We start from the raw sequence: 26021 nt of genomic DNA, 5'->3' as shown, positions 1-26021 counted from the left end.
AAGGTACCGAATGACCCTGACCGCCCCATGCTAAAGAACAGGAGGATTTATGGTGGATGCACAACAACTGGCGGGGATACGCCGCCGCCTGGAAGAAGAAAAACAAAGACAGCTGGAGCTGATCAAAGGCATCAACGAGGGTGGCCTGGCCACTTCCATGGCCGATTCCATTGGTGAATTGTCCCTTTACGACAACAACCCGGGCGACATCGGCACGGAAATGTTTGAGCGCAGCAAGGATTTCGCCCTGCGGGAAGATGCCAAAATCAAGATTCGCGCCATTGATGAAGCGTTGGCCAGGCTTGACCGGGGCACATACGGCACCTGCGACATCTGCGGGGCGGCCATTGACCCGGAAAGGCTGGAGGCCATTCCCTACACTACCGTTTGTTATCGCTGCCGCCTGCAGGATGAAAAGCGTCCGGTTAGCTCCTACCGTCCTGTAGAGGAGGAAATCATTAAGGACCTTTACCAGATCAGCTTTGAAAAAGATATGGACAGTGTTATGTATGATCTGGAAGATTCCTGGCAGGAGGTGGCACGCTATTTCGAGCATGCCGGGCAGGCTGAAGCCGGTGCTTATTACGGCCCCAACGAACTGGCCGAGGAGGACCGGGGATATGTGGAAGAGGTGGAGAACATCCCCTACGAGATAGGGGATGACGGTATGATTTACGAGAACCGGCGCGGCTATGACGACGAAGGCGCACCCTCCGAACGCATCGATGTGGGCATCGAGCATAGCAAAAAAGAGGAGGACAGTTCTCCGTACGGCTAAGTATAAATGCTGCTGTGGGTAACGGCCCAGCACTCACTGCAACTGAGGTTCTTTGGTATGGATGATTGCCAAATATGTGCAGAGTCAATCTCTACGCAGGTACCTGGATCCGGTGAGTACTGGGTGAGTGCTGGGCCGCATCCAACCGGGTTCGCTGTAACATTTACAAATTTTCTTGTCCCCCGTTGCCCTTAAAAGGACCACTGTGCTATACTATCGGTATGTAACCGGAACGAGTCAGCAGGCCGGCCCTTCTTGAAGCTAGCAATTACACCCGCGGGACATCAATCCTGGTTTCGGGATGATGGCCCCGGGTCTGTTTTTTATGGGAGTGGTGGGCTTGGACGAGAAAGTAAAGATTGCCAGGCTTTCGGTCATCTCAAATACCCTGCTCACCGGCGGCAAATTGGCTGTGGGTCTGGCCATGAATTCGGTAGCAGTTATTTCTGAAGCATTGCACTCAGGTCTTGACCTGACGGCGGCACTCATTGCCTATGCCTCGGTGCGGCAATCCTCCCGCCCGGCTGATGCCGAGCATAATTACGGTCACGGTAAGTTTGAGAATGTGGCTGCCATTATTGAAGCGCTGTTAATTGTCGCTGCCGGGATCATGATCGTGCTCCAGTCCATTCCCAAACTCCTGGGTGGCCGGGAGGTGCACCACCTGGGCCTTGGCATGGCGGTGATGGGGCTGTCGGCAGCCGTCAACCTGGTCATCTCCAGCCTTTTGATGCGTACCGCCAGGCGCACCGGTTCCCCGGCCCTGGAAGCCGATGCCTGGCACCTGCGTATCGATGTCTACACCTCGGCGGGAGTGTTTATGGCCATGCTGGCCATTCAACTGACCGGCTGGTACATCCTGGATCCCCTGATTGCCCTGGCCGTTTCCCTGTTTATTTTCAAAGCGGCTTATGATCTCCTGCGGGGCTCCTGGGGCAGTATTGTTGATGCCCGCCTTCCCGACGATGAAGAACGGTTAATCCGGCAGGTTCTCACCTCCTATGCCGGTGAATTTGTCCAGTTCCACGACCTGCGTACCCGCCGGGCGGGTCCGGATCGTCACATAGATTTTCACCTGGTAGTTCCCGGTTACCGTCCCATCTCCCAGGTGCACCAGCTCTGTGACGCCATCGAAGACGATATTCGCCGGCAGCTGGACGGTGCCAGTGTACTTATCCACACCGAGCCCTGCCGTCCGGGCACAAGCGACTGCCATGTCTGCCGGGTGCACATCTCCCTGGCAGGCCCCGCCCAAAAACGCAGATGCGAGGAGTGTCGCGCCTGCGCCGGGCGCCTGGAAGGAGTCCCCCCGGACACGAATGGGAATGGTTGAAATAGATACCTCCATGCAGGAAAAAAACTATCAGGGTCGAATAATAGAAAAAAAAGGGGTGAAGGGAGAATCCTGCACCCCTTTATCATTACCATTGAATCACAGCCCCCCATGCTCCCCAAAAAAGAGCGGTTACCGCGTAGTAATAAAGTAATAGACGTTGGGCAGACCGGGGGTGAATCACGGGGGCCTGAAGGATGGTGCTAGCCGGTGGAGGATTTAGAACACCTCCTCGCCCTGGCCAGGGCAGGGGACGGTACGGCCCGGGAAAAATTGCTGGCCGAATGCCGCCCCTTTATTGCCCGGGTCGCTGCCGGGCTTTGCCGCCGGCATCTGGAATGGGGTTTTGATGACGAATTGAGCATTGCCTTCATTACTTTTAATGAAGCCATTGATCGTTACGAAGAGAACCGGAAGGTACCCTTTTTAGCTTTTGCCCGGCTCATGATTAAGAGTCGTATCACGGATTACCTGCGCAAGGAAGCCAGGGCGTCCGCCCACATGGCCGGGTCACTGAACAGTGAACAGGAAGACCTGTCCGTACCCCCCCTTGAATCATCACTGGCCTGGCAGGATTACCTTGCCCGGGAGGCAGCCCGGGAAAGGGAAGAAGAGATCAGGGATTATACCAGGATGCTGGCCGAATTTGAGATCTCCTTTTCCGAACTGGTACGCTGTGCACCCAAGCATCACGATGCGCGGCGGGTTTTGCTGGATGTCTCCCGCCGCCTGGCTGCCGACAGTTCCCTTTTCCAACAGCTGATGAAAACAAAAAAACTACCCCTAAAAGAGCTTTCCCTGCTGACCGGTGTGCACCGCAAAACCCTGGAGCGGGGACGTAAATATATCATTGCCATGGCCCTTCTATGGCACCACTGCCATGAATTTTTATACCTTTGTTATTATCTTAAAGCCAGCGGTAAAGGAGATTGAAGAAAATGATTACCGGCATCGTCGTGGAGATTAAGGCCAAAACATGCATCATTCTCACGCCGGATGCGCAGTTCCGGGAAATTCCCCTGCCCGCTGGCGGAGTGCGTCTGGGTGAGGAGATCTGCTATATTCACCGCAAGCGCCCTGTTTTCTGGCAGTCTTTGATGGCTGCTGCGTGCCTTTTGATCTTATTAGGAGCAGGTCTTCTTTATCATGATTGGTTGAGCCAGGCAGTGGCTTTTGTCTCCATGGACATCAACCCAAGTGTGGAAATGGCCCTGGACCGGCGGGAATACGTGTGCGAGGCGAGAGGTTTGAATACCGCCGGGGAAATCCTACTATCCCGGGCTGCCGTGCTTGGCCGTCCCGTGGAAGAGGCCATTGCCACCATACTTACCCGGGCGGTTCAGTCCAACTATCTTCTCCCGTCTCAAAACAACGTCGTGCTGACCACCATTACCACGAAAAATGGACGGGAGCCGGCGCTGCAGCCGGGGGAGATATACCAGACCATCGTTAAGTCCCTGCAATCGACGGGAGTGCCGGCCGAGGTGGTGGTGGAAACCGCTACACCGGAGATCCGCCGGCAGGCCCGCAAGCTTGGTCTGTCCACGGGCCGTTATCTAATCCATGTGGAGGGAAGTAAAAAGGGCCTGGATATTGGCCTGGAAGAGTTAAAGCGGGAAGGTATCGCCAGCCTCGAGAAAAAGAAGGGCATAGTGATCGGGGAAGTGCTGGGCGAACACGGCTACACCGGGTGGGTGGATCTGCCCAAACCGGTTTCCCAACCGGGTCCTGAAGCCAGGAGTAATCATCCTCCATCCGGTTCGGTAAATAACAAAGGTCTTGAGCGGGTTTCCATAACGGAGGATAAAGCCCCCCGGGTGCACCCCGGTGCCAGTACCCCGGCACAAAAAACAAGTGTCCCTGTTAAACCGGTGTTACCTGACGATGCCCGGGAACAGCCCGGCCTGCGCACCCAGGGAGTTTCCCCGCATGGCAATGATCAGGAACATAGTGGCATCAAGGAACGTAACATTAACAAAGAAATTAATAAGAACGAGGAACAAGAAGGCAAGGGTCTACATGATAATGATAATCAAGAACTTCGTGACAACAAAGTCCTTCCCGGCACCACAGATCGTGATCAGGACTTTCGCATTAACAAAGAGTTAAAAGATAACAAAGATAGAAAGAACAACCAAAACGGTGATCATAATAAAGCTGCATTGCCAGACAGCCGGCGAAAGTGGTAGAATGTAGTTACCTGGATTACTACCAGCAGCAGGGTAGGGGGGATTCAAGATGCCTGCGTTGGTACAATCCGCCGGCGATGTCCTGGCCAGGTCATTTAAACGGGAAAAAACCGTGGAAGAGTTAATGGTTTCCCTGGAAGCCTGCCAGACTATTCCTGCGGATGGTAGCCTGAAGGATGCCATTTGCCTGCTGAAAAGAGTTGCCCTTCAGTCACGGGCGGGAGCCATTCCACCCCTGGTGGTGCTGGAAGCAAAAGTCCCCGTTGGATTACTAAAAGTTGACCACCTGCTGGCCCTGGCCCACTTGCCACTGCCCCAAAGGGAATCATATGCCGGATGGTCAATTCCCTTCCCCCAGGAAGAGCCCCCTTCCTATAACGGCCTGTTTACCTCACGCGTCCAGGAAATGGCCAATAGAAAAGTGCGGGAAGCCATGCATCCTTTTCCGGCAACGTTACGGCCCCGGGATCCCTTGAGCCGGGCGGCTTTTCTCTTATCTCACAGCGGTTTTGAAATCCTGCCGGTGGTGGAAAAGAACCGGGTGGTGGGTCTTTTACGGGACAAGGAGCTGTTTCTTGAACTGAGCAGAATCGTTACCGGCGGATGAAAAACAATAAAGCACCGGTGAAAAAAAGCCGCCATTTAAGGCGGGTAAGGTTTAAACTGTACATTTTCTAGGCCTCGTTGTACTTGGACAGCACCTTGGCTGCGGACCGGTCTTGCGGGCGGAAGAGCGCGTTGTTCAACAGAACGGTCACCAGCCCCAGTACGGCTGCCGCCGCCAGGGTTCCCACCAGGGATACCGGCCCGTGGTAGTGGTACCAGAAAAGGAGGTAGGCCGTGGATATTACGATGGACATGATCATTAGCGGAAAAGCCACCTTCATAAAACCGAGGAAGGAGATGGGCTGCCCCCTCTTCTCCGCCATGCCGATAACCACGACGTTGGCTGATGCGCCGATGATGGTACCGTTACCCCCCAGGCAGGCACCCAGCGACAACGCCCACCAGAGCAGGTCCAGGTTTGTCATCCCGCCCAGGCGCCCCATGTCATGAATGAGGGGGATCATGGTAGCCACGAAGGGGATGTTGTCCACAAAAGCCGAGGCCAGGGCTGAAATCCACAGGATGAGCATGGCCGCCGGCACCAGCTGTCCCTGGGTGATTTCCAGGGAAAAGCGGGCTACCGCCTCGATTACCCCCACCTTTTCCAGCGCTCCCACCACTACGAAGAGGCCGACGAAGAAAAAGATTACCGGCCATTCCACCGCGTGCAGGGCATGTTCCGGGTCTTCCCGGGTGATCAGTAACAGCAGGCTGGCTCCGGAAAGGGCGATGACACTGGACTCCAGGTGCAGGTACTGGTGCAGGACAAATCCCATTATGGTTAGAAAAAGCACCACCAGGCACTTTTTCAACAGGACGGGATCCTTGATTTCATCCCTTTCATTCAAGAGCATAATTTTTTCCTGAAGTTCCGGGCGGGCCACCAGCTGGCGACGGTAAATCAGGCGCAATAAGAAAATTGTTAAAATATAGATAACTATAATTACCGGCGTCAGGTTGATTACGAAATCCATGAATCCCAGGTGGGTCTGGCTGCCGATCATGATATTGGGCGGGTCGCCGATCAGTGTGGCCGTGCCGCCTATGTTGGATGCAAGGATTTCAGCAATGAGAAAAGGTATGGGGCTGATCTGCAGCTGGCCGGCGATGGCAAAGGTAACCGGGACAATCAGCAGCACCGTGGTCACGTTGTCCAGAAAAGCCGAGAGGACTGCCGTCACCAGGGAAAGGGCGGCCATGATGCGCAGGGGTTCGCCCCTGGCCTGGCGGGCCGCCTTGACGGCCAGATATTCAAAGACGCCCGTCTGGCGGGTGATGCCCACGATGATCATCATGCCCACCAGAAGGCCGATGGTGTTAAAGTCAATGGCGTGGGTAGCCTCTTCGGGGTTCAAAATTCCGGTGAGGGCCAGTATTGCTGCTCCCACCAGGGCGGCCACCGCCCGGTGGATTTTTTCGGAAACAATCACAGCGTAGGTGAGCAAAAAAACAGCCGTAGCAAAGATTACCTGGGTTTGTTCGGACAAAGTTCACCCCTCCTATGGAGATTTAAGTAGGCGCCGCACAGCTCCCGGTTGACCCGGAGAACTTCCCTGGCAAATTCCGCCCGTTCCGGGGAGACCTCCGGCAGGGAGGCTACATGCTCCGGTGTCGTCACCACGGCAAGACTGGGGATATACCTGCCGCCGGGTATTTCCACACCATCGATCAGAGCTCCGTGGCCGACAAAACACCTGCTCCCCAGGCGGCTCCGCATAACCATGGCCCTGAACCCCACAAAAGTATCATCCCCGATTTCGCACGGTCCGTGGATGATCGCCCCGTGGGCCAGGCTGCACCTTTTGCCCACGGTTACGCTGCCGCCTTTAAGACAATGGATGATCACACCATCCTGTACGTTGCTGTATTCGCCAATGATAATGGGAAATCCTTCATCGGCCCGGAGCACTGCGAAAGGATATACGGCAACCCCATCTTTGATGACCACGTCTCCAATTATAACTGCCGTTTCATGAACAAATGCGTTGGCACTCACCACGGGGAACCCCCCGGGTTTCCAGCTAACTGCCGGGGCATGCTGCAGCATCTTGTGTTCCTCCTATTGAGGCAAGCGGGCCCGCCGTGTGCGTGCGGCTGGCCCGCTCCCGACACGTTATTTTTATTTTACCAGTGCTGATTTTATTTTACCAGTGCCGGCACACCCAGGAGCGGCCAGACGGTCAGGGCAAAGACGGCCAGCAGGACAAGGGCGATAATACTGGCCGGGATGCCGACCACGAAGAACTCACCGGCGGAGAACTGTTTGGATTCGTAGGCGATGGCGTTGGGTGCCGCCCCCACCAGCAGGCAGAAGGGCAGTGCCGCCGCGGCCAGGGAGGTCCACAGGATCAATTCCGGGTTGACCCCCAGGTATTTGGCAATGATCAGGGCTACGGGCAGAGTGATGGCGATGGCGGCCACGTTCATGATGAAGTTGGTCATGACCATCACCAGGAAGAAGATGGCCAGCACGAAGATTAGCCAGGGAGCATTTTTAAACATGCCCAGCCAGTGCACCGCCATCCACTGGGCGGCCCCGGTCTGCCACAGGCAAAAGCCGATGGACATGGCTCCGCCGAATAAAAGGACTATATTCCAGGGAATCCGCTTTTCCAGATCCTCCACGGTAAATACCCGGGTCAGGAAGAACAACAAGCCCAGGGTGAGCATGATGGCGCTCTTGTTCAGGCTTTTCAGGGCCGGAATGAAGTTTTGCGAAGCCAGGAGAGCCACCACTACCGCCACGGCTACGCCCACAAAGATTTCCTGTTTACTCAGGGGCCCCAGGCCGGCGGAAAGCTCCTTCACCTTTTCCTTTAGACCGGCAATGCGGTCCTTTTCCGGCCTGAACCAGATGATCATCAAAAGCCAGATTAAGAACATCATGGCGAAGCCGTAGAGGGCCATAACCTCAGTATATCGGGCAAAGCTGATTTCATGACCGGTAATCTGCTTGTAGAACCCCAGGGCCACTATACCCCGGGCGGCTCCCAGCAGGGTAATGGCGCTGCCCGCTCCGGCGGTAAAGGCCATACCGATGAACAGGGCCTTCCCAAACCGGCTGGTTTCTCCTTCCCTGGTGCCGTACAGTCCCAGGATGGCCATTAAAATGGGGAACATGGTGGCGGCCACAGCTGTATGGGCCATGAAGAGGGTCAGGATAACGGTGACCACGAAAACTCCCAAAAGAATCATCTTCGTGTTTTCGCCGGTGACCTGCAACATCTTGAAAGCCAGCCGCCTGGTCAGGCCCACTTTGGTAAAGGCCAGGCCGACCATTAAAGAACCGAGGATGAATAAGACCGAAGGATCCATAAAATCCCTGAAGGCAACGTCGGCCGGCCGGATGCCGAACAGGGCCTGGAAGATGCCGATGGCCAGGGCGGTAGCTCCAATGGGAATAACCTCGAATACCCACCAGATGCCGGCTAAAAGGAACAGCCCGATGGCCAGCTGGCCTTGCCTGGAGAGGGCGAATTCTTTACCCGCCGGGTCCACGGCTACCGGCAGCGGGGGTAAAAAGTAGAGCAGGAAAAACATCGCCAGGCCAAGGGAGATAAATACGGTGCGCTTCAAGTCCCACTTAAATTCTCTTTGCAACTCCAGTGGTTTGGGTGCCTCTGAAGGTCTGGCGGCGGTTTGGGACCGGGCGCGCCCGGTGATATCTTCTAAAGTTTTGGCCATGAAAACCCCTCCTTGCCTTTTTCATTGTCACTGGACCGTGATGTAGCTGGATAGAGCTTCCGCCACCCCCTTCGCATCAGATTCCCGGCAAATTGTGAACTTATGTACTATTCTAGGTATAAAAAGGCCATGTAACCGAAAGTCATAGCGGGATAAGCGCTGCCCTTCTTTATTTAATCAGTTAAAATGCTCACAGCTAGCTGTTTTTGGGATTGTAATGAAGAACGCCGGGAAAGAATTGCTTTAAGTTCAGGAGCGAAATGTGAGATAAGACACATGCAGTTGTGAATGAGTGCACTAAGGTGCGTTTAAAAAAACCGCCTGTCCTTTCCTTGCCTTTAAGGCCCAGGGCACTACCTTCGGACAAGTGTGTGTTGACAAATCAGGTTACTTTTGTCACTCCCATCATAGCACAAGAACTGCGTGAAATCAAGCACAAGTTTTCTAAACGCAGGTAAATTTTTTTCGGGAATTGTGATGACAAGTGACGCTTTCAGCGCCCACTAACAGAGATGAAAAAAGACGCCGTTTGCACGGAAGCGGGTGACGTTGAGCCCGGGCAGATGCCTCCGAAAGAAAAATTGCCAGGAATTCTTTTTTCGGGTAGAATTGGGTAAGGATAAGTATCAGTTACGCGCCGGAGAAGGGATGGGGGATGAGCTTGCGTCTTTTAATCGGACGGGCGGGGACGGGTAAAACCCGCCGCTGCCTGCTGGAGGTTTGCGCGGAGCTGGAAAGGGAACCCCTGGGTCCCCCGCTGCTCCTGATTGTTCCGGCCCAGGCCACTTTTAACATGGAGCGGGAACTGGCCGCCCGGGGAGGGAGCCTGCGGGCCCAGGTGTACAGCTTCCGCCGCCTGGCTCACCGGGTGCTGCGGGAGGCGGGCGGCGCGGCCCGCCTCCCCGTTAGCGAGCTGGGGCGGCGGATGATGCTTAAAAAAATCCTGATGGAAGAAAGGGAAAACCTTGGCCTGATGGGTTCCCTGGCCAACCGGCCGGGTTTTCTTGCTTCTTTATCTGATGTAATCGGCGAGCTGAAAATGCACCGGATTGCCCCGGAAGACCTGGAGGAACTGGTGCCCGGCGGGGATAGCCAGCTGGGCCAGAAGCTTCAGGATTTGTGCCTGGTTTACCGGCGGCTGGGGGAAGAGCTGGCCGGACGGTTCACCGATCCCGATGATTACCTGGACCTTTTGGCCCAGCGCCTTTCCAGCGCCTCTTTTTTAAATAACTGCCGGGTATGGGTGGACGGCTTTTCCTCCTTTACCCCGCAGGAATACGCGGTACTGGGGGCACTTTTTTCCAAAGCCCGGGAAATAACCGTAACCCTGTGCCTTGATCCTGCCATCACCGGGCGCCCGCAGGAGCACGATCCCTTTGTCAAGCCCTGGCAGACCCGGGAGCGCCTTAAGCGCCTGGCCCGGGAAGCCAATGTGTCGGTGCGGGAGGAGTATCTGGTGCCCGGTGACACCTGGCGCCTGGCCCGGGCGCCGGAACTGGCCCACCTGGAGCGCCACTTTTTCCGCTATCCCACCGTTCCCTATACCGGGAGCGTAAAAAAGGTATGCCTGCTGGCCGGGGTGAACCTGCGGGCCGAGGTGGAGGGAGTAACCCGGGCCATCCGGCGGCTGCTGCGGGAAGAGGGCCTGCGCCCCCGGCAGATCATGGTGGCCGTGCGGGACGTGGATACCTATTTCCCCCTGTTCCGGAGGATGCTGGCGGACTACGAAATCCCCTTTTTTATCGACCACCAGCAGCCGGTGATCCACCACCCCCTGGTGGAGTTGCTGCGTGCGGCCCTGGAGGTGTGGCAGAAGAACTGGGCCTACGAGCCCGTATTCCGCTTTTTAAAGACGGGACTGGCCCGGTTGAATGCCGGGGAAGTGGACCGGTTGGAAAATTACGTCCTGGCGGCCGGCATCCGGGGGAGCCGCTGGTACAACCCGCAGCCCTGGAACTACCTGCCCGGCCGCACCTGGGGAGAGGACGGGGAGCGTCAGGAGTCCCCGCCGCCGGAACTGGAAGAGATCAACCGCATGCGCTGGCAGGCGATCAGGGAATTGCGGTCCGCCCAGCTGAAGGCGCGGGAGAGTGCACCGGGCCGTGCCGTGCGCCTTTCCGGCCGGCAGTGGGCCCGGATCCTGCTGGAGCTGTGCCTGGATCTGGAAGTGCCCCGGAAGCTGGATGAGTGGAGCCGGGCCGCTCAAGAGGCAGGGCATCCCGACCTGGCCCGGGAACACCGCCAGGTCTGGCGGCTGGTGAGCGGCCTGCTGGATGAGCTGGTGGAAGTGCTGGGGAACGTAGAGCTTACCGTAGCGGAGCTGTCCGGTGTGCTGGATGCGGGCCTTGAGGCCATGCGCCTTTCCCTGATTCCCCCGGCCCTGGATGCGGTGACCGTGGGCAGCCTGGACCGCTCCCGCCCGCCCCGGGATGTAGAGGCCCTCTTCCTGCCCGGCCTCACCGAAAGGGCGCTGCCCGCCGGCATCCGCACCGGCGGGGTGTTCACCGAACGGGAACGGGAGCAGCTCACCCTGCTGCTGCGGGACCGGGACCGGGAACTGCCCGCCGGTACCGTTGACCGGCTGCACCAGGAGCAATTTCTGATTTACCAGGTCCTGACCCGTACGGGCGGCAAGCTTTTCTTGAGCTATCCCCTGGGGGATGGGGAGGGGCGGGCCGTCACTCCCTCACCGGTGATTCGCCGGGTGCGGGAGCTGCTGCCGGATTTAAAGCCCCGGTTCCTCCCGGTGGAGCCGCCGGGCGGCGCGGCGGACGTGGAGTACGTGGAGCACCCGGCGGGGCTGCTTCCCCGCCTGGCCCTGCGCTGGCGGGAAGCATCCTGGGGCCTCCCCGTTCACCCCCTGTGGTGGCGGGTACATAACCTGCTGCTGGAAAAGGAAAGCTGGCGGGAGAAATTATCCATTTTAACAGCCGGGCTGACGGGGCGCAATGTGGAATCCCCCCTGGGGCGCGAACTGGGTCTGAGGCTCTGGGGCAGGCGGGAAGGGCAAAAGTACAAGCTCTTCAGCAGCGTCTCCCGCCTGGAGCGGTTCGTCCAGTGCCCTTTCGCCCATTTCCTGGACTATGGCCTGGGGCTGGAGGAGCGGGCGGTATACCGGCTGGCACCGCCCGACACGGGCCAGCTGTACCACGAAGCCCTGCGGCTCTTTGTGGAACGGGTGCAGGGGAACGGCCTCTCCTGGGAAGAGCTGGGGGAAGAGGACGTACACCGCATATGCGCGGAACTGGTGGACAACCTGGCTTCCCGCCTGCAAAACCGCATCCTGCTCTCCAGCACCCGCCTGCGCCAGCAAAAGGAGCGCCTGCTGGAGCGGGTAAAGGATTCCGCCCGGGCGCTGGTAAGGCAGATGCAGGGAAGCGGTTTTCGTCCCGCAGCCCTGGAGGTTTATTTTGGTCCGCAGGGGAGCGAGGTACCGCCCCGGGTTCCGGGTACGGGAACAAATGCCCTGCCCTTCTGGCCCCGGCTGGTTCTGCCCCCCCTGGAGCTGGACCTGGGCGAGGAGATTGCTTTAAGCCTTGGGGGACGCATCGACCGGGTGGACCTGGGGCGGGGCGCTGATGCCCTTTACCTGCGGGTTATCGACTACAAATCCGGTCCCAGCGGGCTCAGCCTTCCCGGTGTGCTGGCGGGGGTACAGCTCCAGCTTCTGGTTTACCTGTGGGTGGCCCTGGAGCACTTTGCGGTTCTCTGCCGCCGCTACCAGCAGTCCCTGTTGCCGGCGGGCGCCTTTTACTTCCAGGTGCAGCGGCCCATCCTGAATCTGGTCCAGCCGGACCTGCCACCGGAGGAACTGGAGCGGGAGTGGTTGAAGGCGTTCAGATTATCCGGCTGGCTGGTGGATCAGGGCGCCGGTTTGTACTCCCTGCTGGACCGGGCCCTTGCAGCCGGGGCCACATCCCTGCTGGTGCCTGCCGGATTGAATGCCGGCGGCGGCCTTTCCAGGCGCCACGAGGCGTCCGTATTTACACCCGGGGAGTTCCGGATTCTCCTGGATGTCCTGGGCGGGCTGCTCAGGAAAATCGCCGGCGGCATTATCGAGGGACGGGTGGACATCGCCCCTTTGAAAGCGGGCAGCAGCAGCGCCTGTAATGCCTGCCTGTACCGTCCCGTGTGCCGTTTCGACCTGTGGCTGCCCGAAAACCACTACCGGAGCCTGGTTGCAGATGCCAGAGAGCTGCGCGAGCGCCTCCGGAAGAGGGCCGCTCAAGAGGAGGGAGAGGGCCTTGACCTCTACTCGCTGGACTGAAGAGCAGCAAAAAGCCATTACCACCCGGGGAGGGAACCTGCTGGTCTCGGCTGCTGCCGGTTCGGGCAAGACCGCGGTGCTGGTGGAGCGGATTATCCGGCGCCTGCTGGACGAAAAAAATCCAGTGGATCTCGACCGCCTGCTGGTGGTTACCTTTACCGACGCAGCGGCAGGGGAGATGCGCCAGCGTGTGGGTGCGGCCCTGAACCGGTCCCTGCAGGAACGCCCGGCGCACCCCCTGGTTTTGCGCCAGCTTTTCCTGGTACCCCGGGCCTCCATCGGTACCCTGCACTCCTTTTGCGGCGAGGTGGTGCGGCGCCACTTCTACCTGCTGGGACTGGATCCGGGCTTCCGGGTGATGGATGAAAACGAAGCGTCCCTTTTACGCTTAGAGGTACTGGAAGAGGTTCTGGAGGAATATTACGAGGAGCACCGGGAATCGCCGCCCGATGCACCTTTCCTCTACCTGGCCCGGGTCCTGGCGGGACGCCACGGCGACGACCGGGAGCTGGTGGAGCTGGTTTTGCGCCTGTACGATTTTGCCCTGAGCCTGCCCCGGCCCCGGGCCTGGCTGAACTGGGTGGCAGAATCCCTGGCCGGGGCGGCGGCCCGTTCCTGGGAAGAGCAGCCCTGGCACGAACAGTGGCAGGAAATGATGCGCCTGGAACTGGAGGACTGGCTGGACGTCCTGGAAGAGGCGCGGCACCTGGCCGCCGGTCCCGGCGGGCCGCAGCAGTACGCACCGGTACTGGAAAAAGACCTGGAAAGGGTACGGGGCTGGTTGAAACTGGTAGACAAACCCTTTCAGGACTTGCAGCTGGCCCTGAAAGAGGGTCAAAAGTGGCCGGCCCTGCCCAGGACGGCCAGGGGAGAGGCGCTGGATGAAATTAAAGAGCGGGTGAAAAAACTGCGGGACCATATCAAAAAGCGGGCGCAGGTCCTGTTTAATGAATATTTCTCCCGTTTGCCGGCGGATATGATTGGCGATTTGGCCCGGGTTGCCCCCCTGGTGCAGGAGCTGGTGGCGGTGGTACTGCGGTTTGAGGAGGCCTACCGGCAGGCCAAGCTGGAGCGGGCCGTGGCCGATTTTGCCGACCTGGAGCACTACGCCCTGGCCATTCTGGCCCAAAACGGGGAGGGTTCCCCCTGGGGGGAGGAAGCGCCGGCGGATCCCCGGGCACCCCTCCTTCCTTCCCCCGTGGCCGCGGAATACCGGGAGCACTTTGTAGAGGTGCTGGTGGACGAGTACCAGGATATAAACGGCGTGCAGGAGGCCATCCTGGAGCTGGTCTCCCGGGGAGATAACCGCTTTTTAGTGGGTGACGTCAAGCAAAGCATTTACCGCTTCCGGCTGGCGGACCCCACGGTCTTTTTAAACCGCTACCACCGGTTCAGGCCTCTTGCTCCGGGGCAGGAGCCCGGGCCGGGCTGGCGCCTGACGCTGCGCGCCAACTTCCGCAGCCGGCCTGAGATCCTGGAGACGGTCAACTACCTCTTCGGGCGGCTGATGACCCGGCAGGTGGGGGAGCTGGATTACGACGAAGAAGCCCGCCTTTGCCCCGGGGCCAGTTTTCCGGAAAGTACGGCAGGGACGGCGGGTGGCCCGGTGGAGATTCACCTGCTGGATTTCCGCGCTCCGGAAGCGGATCAGGACGCCGGCACAAAAGGCCGGGAAGAAAACGGGCAGCCGGACATGGAGGAACTGGACCTGGTCCGCCTGGAGGCCCGGTGGGTGGCGGAGCGGGTGCACCGGCTGGTGCTCCAGGAGAATTTGCACGTCTACGACCGGGAAAAAGGGGGGTACCGGCCCGTCACCTGGCGGGATGTGGTGGTGTTGATGCGTTCCTTAAGGGGCCGGGTGGGGGTGTTTCTGGAGGAGTTCCGCCGCCTGGATATTCCGGCCTACGCGGACGGCACGGGGGGTTATTTCGACGCCCCGGAGGTGGAAACGATACTCTCCGCCCTCCAGGTGATCGACAACCCCCGCCGGGACATCCCCCTGGCGGCGGTGCTCCGTTCACCCCTGGTGGGGCTGGATGCCCCACGGCTGGCGGAGATCCGCCTGGCCTGCCCTGAAGGCGACTTTTACACGGCGGTGGAAAAGGCTGCGCAGCAGCCGCCGGGGGTGGACCCGGAGCTGGCGGAACGGCTGCGCCGTTTCCTGAAAAGGCTGGACCAGTGGCGGGACCTGGCCCGGCGGCTGCCGCCCGCCGAACTGCTGGAGGAACTTTACCGCCAGACCGGCTACTACGACCTGGTGGGAGCCATGCCCGGCGGGGTGGTTCGCCAGGCCAACCTGCGGGCGCTGGTGGACCGGGCCCGGCGTTTTGAGGGGACCATCTACCGGGGGCTCTTCCGCTTCCTGCGCTTTATCGAGCAGTTCCGGGATGGGGGCGGGGACATGGATGCCGCCCGCTCCCTGGGCGAAAACGAAAACGTGGTGCGGATCATGAGCGTCCACAGGGCCAAGGGCCTGGAATTTCCGGTAGTGGTGGTAACCGGCCTGGGCCGCCGGTTCAACCTGCGGGATCTTAGCGGCAACTTTCTTTTTCACCGCCGGTTGGGCTGCGGGCCGGTGGTGGTGGATCTGGAGAAGGGGGTGCGTTACCCCACCGTTCTCCACCGGGTGATCCGGCAGCGCCTGCGCCTGGAAACCCTGGCCGAAGAGATGCGCCTTTTATATGTGGCCCTGACCAGGGCCCGGGAGCGCCTGATCCTGGCCGCCGCCGTGCGCAATCTGGACCGGCAGGTGGAGGGCTGGCGGAGCCGGGTGGCGACAGTGCTGCCGGAAGGGTCCCTGGGCGTCTCCCTGCAGGCGGGGGCCAGGTGTGCCCTGGACTGGCTGGGCCCGGCCCTGTGGAGCCATCCGGCCCTGGCCGGGTTTTCCCCGGGCGGGGAGCCGGCGGCGGCCGGGACAGGGTGCTGGCAGGTGCACCTGTGGCCGGCGGCGGCTCTCCAGGGGCTGTGGGCGGAAGCCGGTTCGGGCGCGAAAGAAGGGGGTCCCTCCTGGACCCGGTGGCTTGAGCGGCTGGAACCGCTGCCCGAGGACTGGCTCCGGCAGCAGGAGGAAAGCTGGCCGGGCGGCGGGGCTGAACTGGTGAGCCCCGGCGAACTGCGCCGGCGCCTGTTCTGGATCAGCCCCCACCGGGAGCTGGCCCGCCTGCCTTCCAAAGTCACGGTTACCGAATGGCGGCACCGGCACGAGGAGCTGGAGGAGTGGACCGGTGAGGAGGTGCCCGGGGAAATTTGGACGGAGAAGGTACCGGCTGAAAGGCTGGCACCACCCCCGGAGCAGGCGGTGACTTTGCAGGAATTCCCCCCCGGGTTTGACCTGCCCGCCTTTTACACGGGAGAGCACATGAGCGGAGCCGAACGGGGCCGGGTGGTGCACCTGGTAATGCAGAGCCTGGAGCTGGAAGATCTCCCGGATGAGGCGGGGGTGCGCCGGCACCTGGACCGGCTGGTGGAGCGGGAAATCCTGCGCCCGGAAGAACTGCAGCTGGTCCGACCGGCGGAGATCGCCCGCTTCTGGCGGACAGACCTGGGCAAAAGGGTACTAACCGCCGCAAGAGACGGTCGACTCTGGCGGGAGGTGCCCTTTACCCTGGGCCTGGAGGTGCCGGAGTTTTACCCGGAGTTAAGCGATAAAGTGCCGCCGGGAGAGTTCATCCTCCTCCAGGGGGTCATCGACTGCCTGCTGGTGGAAGAAAACGGCCTGGTGATCATCGACTACAAGACTGACCGGTTGACGGAAGAGGGCCTGGGGGACGCGGTGCGCCGCTACCGCATTCAGCTCGACCTCTACAGCCGGGCGGCGGTAAAAATCCTGGCCAGGCCGGTTCTGGAAAAGTACATCTACTTCTTCGTCCTCAACCGGGCGGTGGCGGTTTGAAGGGGGATTTAACTTGGACAAGGCCCTGCGCATATTACATACCTCGGACTGGCACCTGGGGAAAACCATTGGCGGCCACCGGCGCTGGGATGAGCAGGAGCAGTTTATCGAGGAGATTGCCCTTCTGGCCAGGGACGAGGGGGTGCACCTGGTTTTGCTGGCCGGGGACGTCTTCGACACCGAAAACCCCCCGGCCAGGGCCGAGGAACTGTACTTTGACGCCCTTTCCCGCCTGGCAGTGGACGGGCGACAGGTGGTGGTGATCGCGGGCAATCACGACCAGCCCGAGCGCCTGGCCGCTCCGGCTCCCCTGGCGGTGCGCCAGGGGGTGCACATCCTGGGACGCCCGGGGGACGTGTTGCCGCCGGGGCCGGGGGTGCTCGAGTCAGGTCCCTCCTACCTGGTGCTCGAGGGGCCCGGCTGGCCCTGCCCGGCGGTGATTCTGGCCCTGCCCTACCCTTCCGAGGCCCGGCTGGGTGAGTTGCTCACCCCCTCCCTGGAGGAAGCGGTGGAGCGCCAGGCGGCCTATTCCCGGCGGGTAGCGGCCTTCTTAAAGCAACTGGCCGGTTCCTGCCGCCCGGGGGCGGTAAACCTGGCCGTCAGTCACCTTTATATGTACGGCGGGCAGATCAGTGACTCCGAGCGCACCCTGTCCCTGGGTGGGGCCTACAGCGTGGACCCGGGTGCCTTTCCGCGCGAGGTACAGTACGTAGCCCTGGGGCACCTGCACCGGCCCCAGGAAGTGGTGGGTGCACCCGTCCCCTGCCGGTACAGCGGTTCGCCCCTGGCCTACAGCTTTTCCGAGGCCGGCCAGGCCAAGGGCGTCGTCCTGGTGGAGGCCTTCCCGGGCCGGCCGGTGCATTTCCGGGAAATAACCCTGAACTCCGGCCGGCCCCTGGTGCGCTGGCGGGCCACCGGGGGGTACGAGGAAGTACTGGCCTGGTGCCGGGCCGGGCGGGATGAGCGGGCCTGGATTGACCTGGAAGTCCACGCGGCAGCTCCCCTTACCCGGGAACAGGTGGAGCAGCTGCGGGAGATGCGGCCGGGGATCATCGACATCAGGACGGTCCTGCCGGAGCAGGAAGGGGAGGTTGCCGGAACCCCGGATGTGGGTGCTCTGCCCCTGGATGAGCTTTTTAAACTTTTTTACCGCCAGCAGACCGGGGGCGGCGAGCCGCCAACCGATCTGGTGCGTATTTTCCTGGAACTGTTGGAACCTGCGGCAGAGGAAAGGGGAGACGAAGTTGAGGCCGGTTGAGCTACGCCTGGCCGGGTTGCACAGTTACCGCCAGGAAGAGGTGGTGGATTTCGAGGCCCTGTGCGAGCAGGGGATCTTTGGCATTTTCGGACCCACCGGCAGCGGCAAGTCCTCCATCCTGGATGCGGTTACCCTGGCCCTGTTTGGAGAGGTGAAGCGGGCCAGCCGGGGCAGGGAGGGAATCATCAACCAGCAGAGCGAGCAGGCCCGGGTAGCCTTCACCTTTGAAGTGGGCCGGGGGGAGGAGCGGTGCCGCTACCGGGTGGAGCGGGTGCTGCGCAAAAGCGGCGATTTTGGCGCTCATACCCGGGAGTGCCGGCTGGTGCGTATTGACCCGGATGGGGAAAGGGTACTGGCGGATGGAGCCGACCAGGTGAAAACAGAGGTTCAAAGGCTGCTGGGGCTCACCGCGGACGATTTCACCCGGGCGGTGGTCCTGCCCCAGGGCCGCTTTGCTGAGTTTCTGGCCCTGCGGCCGGCCGACCGGAATCAAATGCTGGAGCGCATTTTTGAACTCGACCGGTTCGGCGAGCAGTTAAAGAAACGGGTTAGCGATGCCGGGGCTAAAGTGCAGGCAGGCCTGGACAGGATAGAGGCGGAGCAAAAGGGTCTGGGCGACTGTTCACCCCAGGCTTTGGAGAGGGCCCGTCAGGCCCTGGAAAAGAACCGGGCGGCCCGCCGGGAAGCGGAACAAAACCTGCAGGTGATCCGCAGGCGCCTGGAGGAGGCCCGCGAGATCCGCCAGGCTCAGGAGCAGCGGGTCAACCTGCAGCGCCGGCTGCAGGAACTCCAGGCGGCGGAAACGCAGGTGCGCTGGGCCGAGGAACGCCTGGAACGGGCGGCCCGGGCCGAAACCCTGCGCGGGTTGCTGGAAGAGTACGGGCGCCTGGAAGAAGATCTGGAAAGACGCCGGAAGGGGCTGCGCTCTTTGCAGGAGGAACTGGTACGGCGGGAGGAGGCTGCCCGGGTGGCGGCGGAGGAGGCCGCCCGGGTGCGGCAGCAGTGGGATGAAAAGGGACCGGTTCTTTTAAAGCAGCAGGCGTGGCTGGAACAGGCCCGGGAGCAGGAAAAGGAGCTGGACACCTGGCTTGCCCAGCAGGGTAGGGAACGGGAACAGCTGGAAGAATGGGAACGGGCTGCTCAGGTTCTGGAAAGACAACAGACAGAACTCTCTTCCCAGCTTGATGAAGGGGAGCGGCATCTGGCAGAGCTTTACAGGCTGCGGGAGCAGCTTCAGGTTGCGCCGGAGGAGGCGGAGCAGGCCCGGTCCGCCCTGGATCTGTACCGCGAGCTGTCCCGGCTGGGCCAGGAAATAAAAAAGATGGAAGGGGAGCGGGATGAGGCGGGCCGTGAACTTGCCGCGCTGCAGCAGCAGGAGACGGAACTGGCCCGGCAGGTGCAGGAACTGGAATGGGAGCTGAAGCGGTACGAAGAGGGTTTGGAGCACCTGCAGGGAAACCCGCCCGTACCGGATGGATACCTGGAAAGACGGGCCGGTGAAATACAGGACCTCAGGCACCGGGTCCAGGCGCTCCAGGAACTGGCCGCCCGGTACAACAGGCTCCAGGGGGAGCACCGGCAGGCCGGGGAGCAGCGGCAATCGCTCGAGCGCCAGCGGGAAGCCTGGAGGCAGAAGGCGGCAATCCTGCAGCAGGCCCTGGATGAGGCAGGTAAGGCCCTGGAACGGGCCCGGCGGGAACTGGAGGAAGCCCGCTGCCGGAATATGGCCGCCGCCCTGGCCCGGACGCTGGAGGTGGGGCGGGCCTGCCCGGTCTGCGGTTCGCCCCATCACCCCTCGCCCGCCTCCCCTGCGGGGACGGAACTCACCCCCTATGAGGAGGCGGTGGAAGCTGCAGAAGAGGAGCAGGCGCGGCGGCAGGATGAGTGGCAGGAGTGTGAAAAGAAAGTCGTCCAGCTGGAAACGGAGATTGCGGCGTTAAAGCTCCGGGAGGAGCAGCTGGCGGGAGAACAGGAGCAGGTTGGGGCGGAGGGCAAGCGTTTGCGGGGCGAACTGCCGGCGGAATGGCAGGGGGTACCGGTACAGGATCTCCCCGCCCGGCTGCAAAGGGCGGAGCAGGCATATCAGGAACAGCAGCGGGCCTGGCGCGACTGGCAGCAGCACTTAAAAGAAGCCCTGGACCAGAAAGAGGAACTGCGCCGCCGGCTGGATGAACAGAGGCCCGCCCTTGCCCGCCTGCAGTCCGACCGGGCAGGCCTGGCCCGGCAGATCGATGTCCTCTGCCGGCACCTGGGGGAAAAAGGGGCGGAGCAGCAGGCGGTCAGGGAAAAACTCCGGCAGCTTCTGGAGGTGCTGGGCCTGGCGGACCCGGACCAGGTCCCGGGGTACTGGGATGCTTTAAGGGAAAAGCAGCAAAAGCACCGGCGCTGCCAGGACGAGATAGCAGGGCTGGAGGCGGAGTTGAAAGATCTGGCCGGGCGGCTTCAGCAGCTCAAAGATGACCTGCGGGACCTGGTGGTTCGAAAGGGTGCCCTGAAAGCCACCCTGGCGGGCAGGGCAGAACAGATCCGGCGGCTCCAGGCGGAGTTGCACCAGCTTACCGGCGGTTTGCGGGTGCAGGAGGCCCTGGAGCAGGTGCAGGAAGAGCTGTCCTTGCTGCAGGGGGCGGTGGCCCGGGCGGAGGAAGAAAGCCAGAAGGCGGCTGAGGCCTTCCAGCGGGTCCGGCTGGAACTGAAGGGCGAAGAACAGACCTGTGCCGCCCTGCAGGAGCGGCTGGAGGACCTGTGCCGGCGTCTGGAGCGGTCGGCCCGGGAGAACCATTTCGCCGGTCCCGCCGAGGCTAAAGACGCCCTGCTGGACCCGCAGGAGCGGGAGGAATTAACCAATCAGGTGAAGAAACACCGCCAGGAGGAACAGGTGCTGCTGAAAGCGTTGCAGGAAGTGGAGGCCCGCCTGAAAGGCATGCGCCTGGACGAGGGAGACTGGCTGCGGCTCCAGGAAGAGTTACAGGCCGCGGAAGAAGCCCTGGGTCTGGCCCAGCAGCAGGAGGGGGCGGCGGGGGTGCTGCTGCAAAGGCTAAAGGAAAACCAGCAGCGGTGGGCCGTCCTGGAGGAGGAGCGGCGGCAGCTGGCCCGGCGTTCCGAGCTCCTGCGGGAGCTGGAGGGATTGCTGCGGGGCAGGGCGCTGGTGGAGTTTCTGGCCCGCCGGCGGCTGGAGAACCTGGTTGCCCTGGCCACGGAGCGGCTGGGCCGGCTCACCGGCTACCGTTACGCCCTGGAGCTGGACGGGCAGGGAGGGTTCATTCTCCGGGACGAGGGTAACGGCGGCCTCAAACGGCCTGTTTCAACCCTTTCAGGCGGGGAAACCTTCCTGGTTTCCCTGGCCCTGGCCCTGGCCCTGTCGGACCAGATTCAGCGGCGGGGCCGGGCTCCCCTGGAGTTCTTTTTCCTGGATGAGGGCTTCGGTTCGCTGGACGAGCAGTGCCTGGAGGCGGTGATGGATACCCTGGAGCGCCTGCCCCTGGAACGGGTGGCCATCGGATTGATCAGCCACCTGCCCCAGTTGAAAAGCCGCCTGCCCCGCCGCCTGGTGGTTGAACCGGCCCGGCCCGGGGGCCCGGGCAGCCGGGTCCGCCTGGAACTGGCGTAAGTTCAGACTGATTGTCCGCTACGTGCTGGTCAAGCGGCGGCAAGTAAAATAAGGACGGCTTGCATCATTTTAAAAAGCTGTCTTTTTGGGGGCGCCCGGATAATCAATGTCAAACTCGGCAGATGCAGATCAACAACTGTTATACGACCTGCACGAAAATCCACCGGCCAAACGGGCCGTGGTATATGCCCTGCAGTGGTTGATCTTTACCCTGGCCAACATGGCGGTAGTGCCCCTGGTGATAGGCCGGGCGCTGGGGTTGGACCAGCCGGGCATTGCGGCTCTGGCCCAGCGTACACTGTTTTTCTCCGGCCTGGCTTCCCTTTTGCAAGTGCTCTTCGGCCACCGGCTGCCGATTATGGAAGGACCATCGGGTATGTGGTGGGGTGTGTTCATCACCCTGGCCGCCCTGGCGCCGGGGCTCGAAAAGCCGCTGGCGGTATTGCGCAGCGACCTGGAATTGGGAGTGCTGGTGGCCGGTGTGGTGCTGGTGCTGGTAGGTTCCAGCCGCCTGGTAGGCAGCGCATTGAGCTTGTTCACCCCGGCGGTGACCGGTTCGGTGCTGATTTTGCTGGGACTGCAGCTCAGCGGTACCTTTGTGCGGGGCATGCTGGGCGCGGGCATGGATGGGGGCGGGGCAAATCCCCGGGCGGTCTTGCTTTCCGTGCTGGTGGTGGCGGTGGTTCTTTGGGCCAGCCTGAAAGGGAGGCCCTTTACCCGCAGCGTGGCGGTGCTCATCGGTATCGGGGCGGGCTGGCTGGCAGCCTTCCCCCTGGGCCTGGCTCCCGGGGTGCCCTGGTCGGTTTCCGGCGTCTTTGAGCTACCCCGGCTTTTTGCCTGGGGTACTCCTACCTTTGATGCCGGCATTGTAATCACTTCGGTCATGACCGGCCTTCTGGTTTTGAGCAACCTGGTGGCCAGCATCCTGGCCATGGAAAAAACCATCGGGCAAAAGGTGCCCCGGCAGGCCTATAACCGGGGGGTGGCCCTGACCGGGGTGGCCGACATTATGGCCGGGATGGGGGCTACCGTGGGGTTTGTGCCCTTTTCGGCCGGGGCCGCCCTGGTGGGCATGACCCGGGTGGCATCCCGGATGCCCTTTATTTTGTTTGCCATCATTATGGCCATTTTGGGTCTAATCCCCCCCGTGGGAGCCTTTTTGTCTTCCATTCCCATTCCCGTGGGTTATTCAGTCTTGCTGGTTTCTTTCTGCCGGATGATAGGGTTTGGTTTGCGGGATTACCTCCGTTTGCAATTGGATAACCGCGATTTCTATATTATTGGCATCACCTTGCTCTTTGGAACGGGAGCCATGATGTTGCCTCCCGAAGCGCTGGCCGGCATGCCGGCCCTGGCCCGGTACCTTCTGGGCAACGGTTTTTTAACCGGCATGTTGCTCTGTATCTTGTTGGAACATGTTTTTCTACCGGCAAAGTTTTTTGCCGCTGAACCCGGCCCCAACGGGAAAAAAGATTCTGGAATGGACAGATGAAGTGCCGCCGCTTGAAGATGGAGGGGAAAATTTTTATTGGCCGGCAGGATTTCAACCCGGCCTGCAGAATACTACATAAAGTAACGGCTTTTTGAAAAATGGGCATCAAGGAGGTGCCCGTTACAGCCAGCCCAAAAGGACAACGACATTACGGTACAATGGTGACCACGGAGGTCTCTTCCAGGGGAAGGCCAGCGTGGTCATTTTTGTTCCCCTGGTGATTATAAGGCTGCGAAAGGTTGAAATTATCGAAACAGGAGGAGGCGGTCTAATGCATATTCCCGACGGATTTTTGGACCCCAAGATCTGGGTGGGGGCCAGTGCGCTTAGCGCCGGTGCTTTGGCTGCGGCGGTTTCGAACACCAGGAAAGTGCTGGAGGACCGGCAAGTGCCGGCCCTGGGCGTGATGGCGGCCTTTATCTTTGCCGCCCAGATGATTAATTTCCCGGTGGCCGGCGGCACCTCGGGCCACCTTTTGGGAGGAGCCCTGGCGGCAGTTCTGCTGGGCCCCTGGAGTGCCGGCTTGATTTTGACCACGGTACTGGTTATTCAAATGCTTTTCTTTTATGACGGCGGCCTGACCGCCCTGGGGGCGAACGTATTGAATATGGCGGTAATCGCCCCGTGGGTGGCTTATGGTACTTACCGGCTACTGGGCGGCCTGTTCAAGGGTAATGCCGGCCGCACTACAGCTACCTTCCTGGCGGCCTGGCTGTCGGTAATGGCTGCGGCACTGGCATGCAGCCTGGAAATTGCCTTCTCCGGTACTGTACCCCTGGCAGTGGTCCTGCCGGCCATGCTGGGGTGGCACGCCCTGATCGGTATCGGCGAGGGTCTGATTACCGTGGTGGTGGTTTCCTTTGTTTCCCGGTTGTGGGGGCTGGAGCAGCCCGGGCAGAAGAGTTATGCGGGAGGTGAGCAGTTATGAACAGGAAGAATTTAATCTGGGGTCTTCTGGTTGCCCTGGCCATTGCCGCCTTTCTTTCTCCCTTTGCCTCTCCCAGCCCGGACGGGTTGGAGCGGGTGGCCGAGGACAAAGGATTCCTGCACCTGGCCGAGGGGAAAGAACTGATCCACGCCCTAATGCCCGACTACGTTTTTCCCGGCATTGCCAGCGAGGGCCTGGCCACTTCCCTGGCCGGCCTGGTGGGCACACTCCTGGTATTTGCGGCCATGTATCTTCTGAGCCGGGTTTTTGTCCGGCCAAAGGGAAATGCCGGGAAAGGGCATTCCTAGACGCCCGCAGGACCTTACCTTCACCGCCGCTGGCTGGAATAAAAATACTTGAACAGAAGGGGTTGTTGACGGTATAATTAGCTAAACGGGGTCAAGGAGATCCCATGGTTTTCAAATCATGAACTTTTTTAAAATCACATAAGATAAGAAAGGCCATGGAGGCAACAGCCTGCCCGTAAAGACAGGCGTGTTACCACATGGTCTTTTTCTGTGAGTTTCTGCGTCCGGTACGGAAATAGCATAAGGGCTGGAAGGGAAGTGTTGGCGTGTCACAGGTGATGGATCATTTTCTTCAACCCGGCGGGCACTCCGGGTCGTTTATGCACAGGCTGGATCCCCGGGTCAAGGTGGTGGCGGTGGCAGGCTTTGTTGCCCTGTCGACCATGCTTACCTCCCGGACAGGTCTGGTTCTGGCGGTGGGCTTTCTGCTGGTGCTTACGGCAGCGGCCCGTCTGCACCTGCGTCAACTGGTCAGTCGCCTGTTGTGGTTGCTACCCTTTGCCGGCGTAATGATTCTCCTGTTCCCCTTCATCATCCCGGGTGAGCCTTTCTGGCGCTGGGAGTGGGGAATACTAACCTTAACCGCTACCCGGGAAGGGTGGCAGCACGCCCTTATGCTTTTCCTGCGGGTTTTTGCTGCGGTTTTGGCCGTAAATTTCCTGATGGCCACAACCGGCCTGCGCCGTGTGCTGGAAGCGCTGTCCTTCTTTCGAGTACCGGCTGTGTTTATCCAGTTGATAGAGTTTACCATCCGCTATATCTACGTGGTGGGTGATGAGCTGCGGCGGATGAATACGGCCCGCGCGGCCCGGGGGTTTGTGCCGGGCAGGCATCTTTTCCACCTGCATACCTTTCGCACCCTGGGGCAGACGGTAGCCGTCCTGTTTGTGCGCTCCTGGGAGCGGGGGGAGCGTATATACCACGCTATGCTGGCCCGGGGATATTCCGGGGAGAACCGCAAAAGGGCCCTTCCTCCTCCGGGAGGATGGGATCTGGCCTGGGGGGCTTTCATCCTGTCCGTGGCCGTGGGGTTGCGCCTTTTTGAACTGGGGGGACAGATTTGGCTGATGTCATTGAAGTAGAGGAAATTAATTAAAGGAACCATCGGACCTGTAAGACCCTTGATTTTCAAGGCTTTCGTGTGCTTGACATAAACTGGCAATCCAGAACAGTCCAAAATAGAACCCTTGATTTTACTGGGTTTCTGGACAATCTGTTTGCAAACGGTTTGCAACAGGTTTGCAACTCGTTAGCAATTATCGCGGGGATGGAGGGACGGAAACCCCTGCCTCAAATCCCAAAAAAAGGGAGGTAGGCAAGGGGGTTCTTTTTTCCGTGCGACAGCAGGGACAGGACGGGAACTAAAAGGCAGGGGTAAGGACGATAAAATAACCTGCAGAGCCTGCCTGAGCATCGGTAAGCCTAATGCCACATATCACAACTGGATAGATTATACAGAGTGCAGGCGTTCCTTCGGGGGGTGACATTGTGCCTTGCGATATGTCCACATAGATCACCGTTGCTTTCCAGATTTACAACCGGTAAAAAATGGTCAGGTCATCGTTGTCCAGTATACCATATCCTGTAATTAGGAGCAACAAGGCCTAGAGGGAACGGGGGAGCTACCTTCTCGGGAAAACGGGAATCCTGGTATACGGGCCGGTGGCCTCCGGCTGGAT

At 60.5% G+C, this 26021-nt stretch carries 16 protein-coding genes; 13 read left to right on the top strand and 3 right to left on the bottom strand.

Features of this window, described 5'->3' with window-relative positions; all coding sequences use genetic code 11:
* Nucleotides 1-49 precede the first annotated feature (49 nt).
* The 5 genes from G7K71_RS03315 to G7K71_RS03295 all read left to right on the top strand — a co-directional run bounded on the left by G7K71_RS03315 (nucleotide 50) and on the right by G7K71_RS03295 (nucleotide 4907).
* Nucleotides 50-778: a TraR/DksA C4-type zinc finger protein gene (locus G7K71_RS03315; RefSeq protein WP_166343492.1), complete on the top strand. Its 729-nt coding sequence runs from the start codon at nucleotides 50-52 to the stop codon at nucleotides 776-778.
* A gap of 340 nt (nucleotides 779-1118) precedes the next feature.
* Nucleotides 1119-2111, top strand: a complete 993-nt coding sequence (locus G7K71_RS03310) for a cation diffusion facilitator family transporter (RefSeq protein WP_166343490.1) — start codon at nucleotides 1119-1121, stop codon at nucleotides 2109-2111.
* 210 nt (nucleotides 2112-2321) lie between these two features.
* On the top strand, nucleotides 2322-3044 hold the full coding sequence (gene sigI, locus G7K71_RS03305) for an RNA polymerase sigma-I factor (protein ID WP_166343488.1): 723 nt from the start codon (nucleotides 2322-2324) through the stop codon (nucleotides 3042-3044).
* 5 nt (nucleotides 3045-3049) lie between these two features.
* A complete protein-coding gene (locus tag G7K71_RS03300; protein WP_166343486.1) occupies nucleotides 3050-4300 on the top strand; it encodes an anti-sigma factor domain-containing protein in 1251 nt (416 codons plus the stop codon).
* A 49-nt stretch (nucleotides 4301-4349) separates the two neighbouring features.
* A complete protein-coding gene (locus tag G7K71_RS03295; RefSeq protein WP_166343484.1) occupies nucleotides 4350-4907 on the top strand; it encodes a CBS domain-containing protein in 558 nt (185 codons plus the stop codon).
* Between the two features lie 67 nt (nucleotides 4908-4974).
* On the opposite strand, the gene G7K71_RS03290 is transcribed toward G7K71_RS03295, so the two are convergent.
* From G7K71_RS03290 to G7K71_RS03280, 3 genes are all read right to left on the bottom strand, one after another.
* A complete protein-coding gene (locus tag G7K71_RS03290; protein WP_166343482.1) occupies nucleotides 4975-6393 on the bottom strand; it encodes an SLC13 family permease in 1419 nt (472 codons plus the stop codon).
* Nucleotides 6372-6953, bottom strand: coding sequence for a transferase (locus G7K71_RS03285; protein ID WP_166343480.1), 582 nt, complete (start codon nucleotides 6951-6953; stop codon nucleotides 6372-6374). Before G7K71_RS03285 ends, G7K71_RS03290 begins: the two co-directional genes overlap by 22 nt.
* A gap of 92 nt (nucleotides 6954-7045) precedes the next feature.
* Nucleotides 7046-8590: an SLC13 family permease gene (locus tag G7K71_RS03280; protein WP_166343478.1), complete on the bottom strand. Its 1545-nt coding sequence runs from the start codon at nucleotides 8588-8590 to the stop codon at nucleotides 7046-7048.
* A gap of 655 nt (nucleotides 8591-9245) precedes the next feature.
* Between G7K71_RS03280 and addB the strand changes: the two genes are divergently transcribed.
* From addB to cbiQ, 8 genes are all read left to right on the top strand, one after another.
* Nucleotides 9246-12857 (top strand): helicase-exonuclease AddAB subunit AddB, encoded by a 3612-nt coding sequence (gene addB, locus G7K71_RS03275; RefSeq protein WP_166343476.1) that lies wholly within the window; start codon nucleotides 9246-9248, stop codon nucleotides 12855-12857.
* Nucleotides 12835-16749: a helicase-exonuclease AddAB subunit AddA gene (gene addA, locus G7K71_RS03270; RefSeq protein WP_166343474.1), complete on the top strand. Its 3915-nt coding sequence runs from the start codon at nucleotides 12835-12837 to the stop codon at nucleotides 16747-16749. Before addB ends, addA begins: the two co-directional genes overlap by 23 nt.
* Nucleotides 16750-16762: 13 nt before the next feature.
* Complete coding sequence (locus G7K71_RS03265; protein WP_013821812.1) at nucleotides 16763-18007, top strand: exonuclease SbcCD subunit D; 1245 nt, start codon at nucleotides 16763-16765, stop codon at nucleotides 18005-18007.
* On the top strand, nucleotides 17994-21614 hold the full coding sequence (locus tag G7K71_RS19750; protein ID WP_166343472.1) for an SbcC/MukB-like Walker B domain-containing protein: 3621 nt from the start codon (nucleotides 17994-17996) through the stop codon (nucleotides 21612-21614). Before G7K71_RS03265 ends, G7K71_RS19750 begins: the two co-directional genes overlap by 14 nt.
* A gap of 106 nt (nucleotides 21615-21720) precedes the next feature.
* Entirely contained in the window at nucleotides 21721-23106 is a 1386-nt protein-coding gene (locus G7K71_RS03255; RefSeq protein WP_166343470.1) for a uracil-xanthine permease family protein, read from the top strand.
* A 271-nt stretch (nucleotides 23107-23377) separates the two neighbouring features.
* Nucleotides 23378-24034: an energy-coupling factor ABC transporter permease gene (locus G7K71_RS03250; RefSeq protein WP_166345043.1), complete on the top strand. Its 657-nt coding sequence runs from the start codon at nucleotides 23378-23380 to the stop codon at nucleotides 24032-24034.
* The gene (locus tag G7K71_RS03245; RefSeq protein ID WP_013821816.1) at nucleotides 24031-24342 is read left to right on the top strand and encodes a PDGLE domain-containing protein; all 312 of its coding nucleotides are present in this window, start codon (nucleotides 24031-24033) and stop codon (nucleotides 24340-24342) included. Before G7K71_RS03250 ends, G7K71_RS03245 begins: the two co-directional genes overlap by 4 nt.
* 266 nt (nucleotides 24343-24608) lie before the next feature.
* Nucleotides 24609-25424 (top strand): cobalt ECF transporter T component CbiQ, encoded by an 816-nt coding sequence (gene cbiQ, locus G7K71_RS03240; protein ID WP_166343468.1) that lies wholly within the window; start codon nucleotides 24609-24611, stop codon nucleotides 25422-25424.
* The last annotated feature ends 597 nt before the right edge of the window (nucleotides 25425-26021 follow it).

The organism is Desulfofundulus sp. TPOSR (genome assembly GCF_011393055.1).
GTDB lineage: Bacteria > Bacillota > Desulfotomaculia > Desulfotomaculales > Desulfovirgulaceae > Desulfofundulus > Desulfofundulus kuznetsovii.
Note: the sequence above shows the minus strand (reverse complement) of the source record. Positions and strands in the feature narration are given on the sequence as shown.

Bases quoted from the DNA above. Each gene is read 5' to 3' on its own strand.
- G7K71_RS03295 (WP_166343484.1), top strand. From the start codon at position 4,350: ATGCCTGCGTTGGTACAATCCGCCGGCGATGTCCTGGCCAGGTCATTT.
- G7K71_RS03300 (WP_166343486.1), top strand. From the start codon at position 3,050: ATGATTACCGGCATCGTCGTGGAGATTAAGGCCAAAACATGCATCATT.
- G7K71_RS03315 (WP_166343492.1), top strand. From the start codon at position 50: ATGGTGGATGCACAACAACTGGCGGGGATACGCCGCCGCCTGGAAGAA.
- G7K71_RS03255 (WP_166343470.1), top strand. From the start codon at position 21,721: ATGTCAAACTCGGCAGATGCAGATCAACAACTGTTATACGACCTGCAC.
- G7K71_RS03280 (WP_166343478.1), bottom strand. From the start codon at position 8,590: ATGGCCAAAACTTTAGAAGATATCACCGGGCGCGCCCGGTCCCAAACC.
- G7K71_RS03245 (WP_013821816.1), top strand. From the start codon at position 24,031: ATGAACAGGAAGAATTTAATCTGGGGTCTTCTGGTTGCCCTGGCCATT.
- G7K71_RS03285 (WP_166343480.1), bottom strand. From the start codon at position 6,953: ATGCTGCAGCATGCCCCGGCAGTTAGCTGGAAACCCGGGGGGTTCCCC.
- G7K71_RS03250 (WP_166345043.1), top strand. From the start codon at position 23,378: ATGCATATTCCCGACGGATTTTTGGACCCCAAGATCTGGGTGGGGGCC.
- addB (WP_166343476.1), top strand. From the start codon at position 9,246: ATGAGCTTGCGTCTTTTAATCGGACGGGCGGGGACGGGTAAAACCCGC.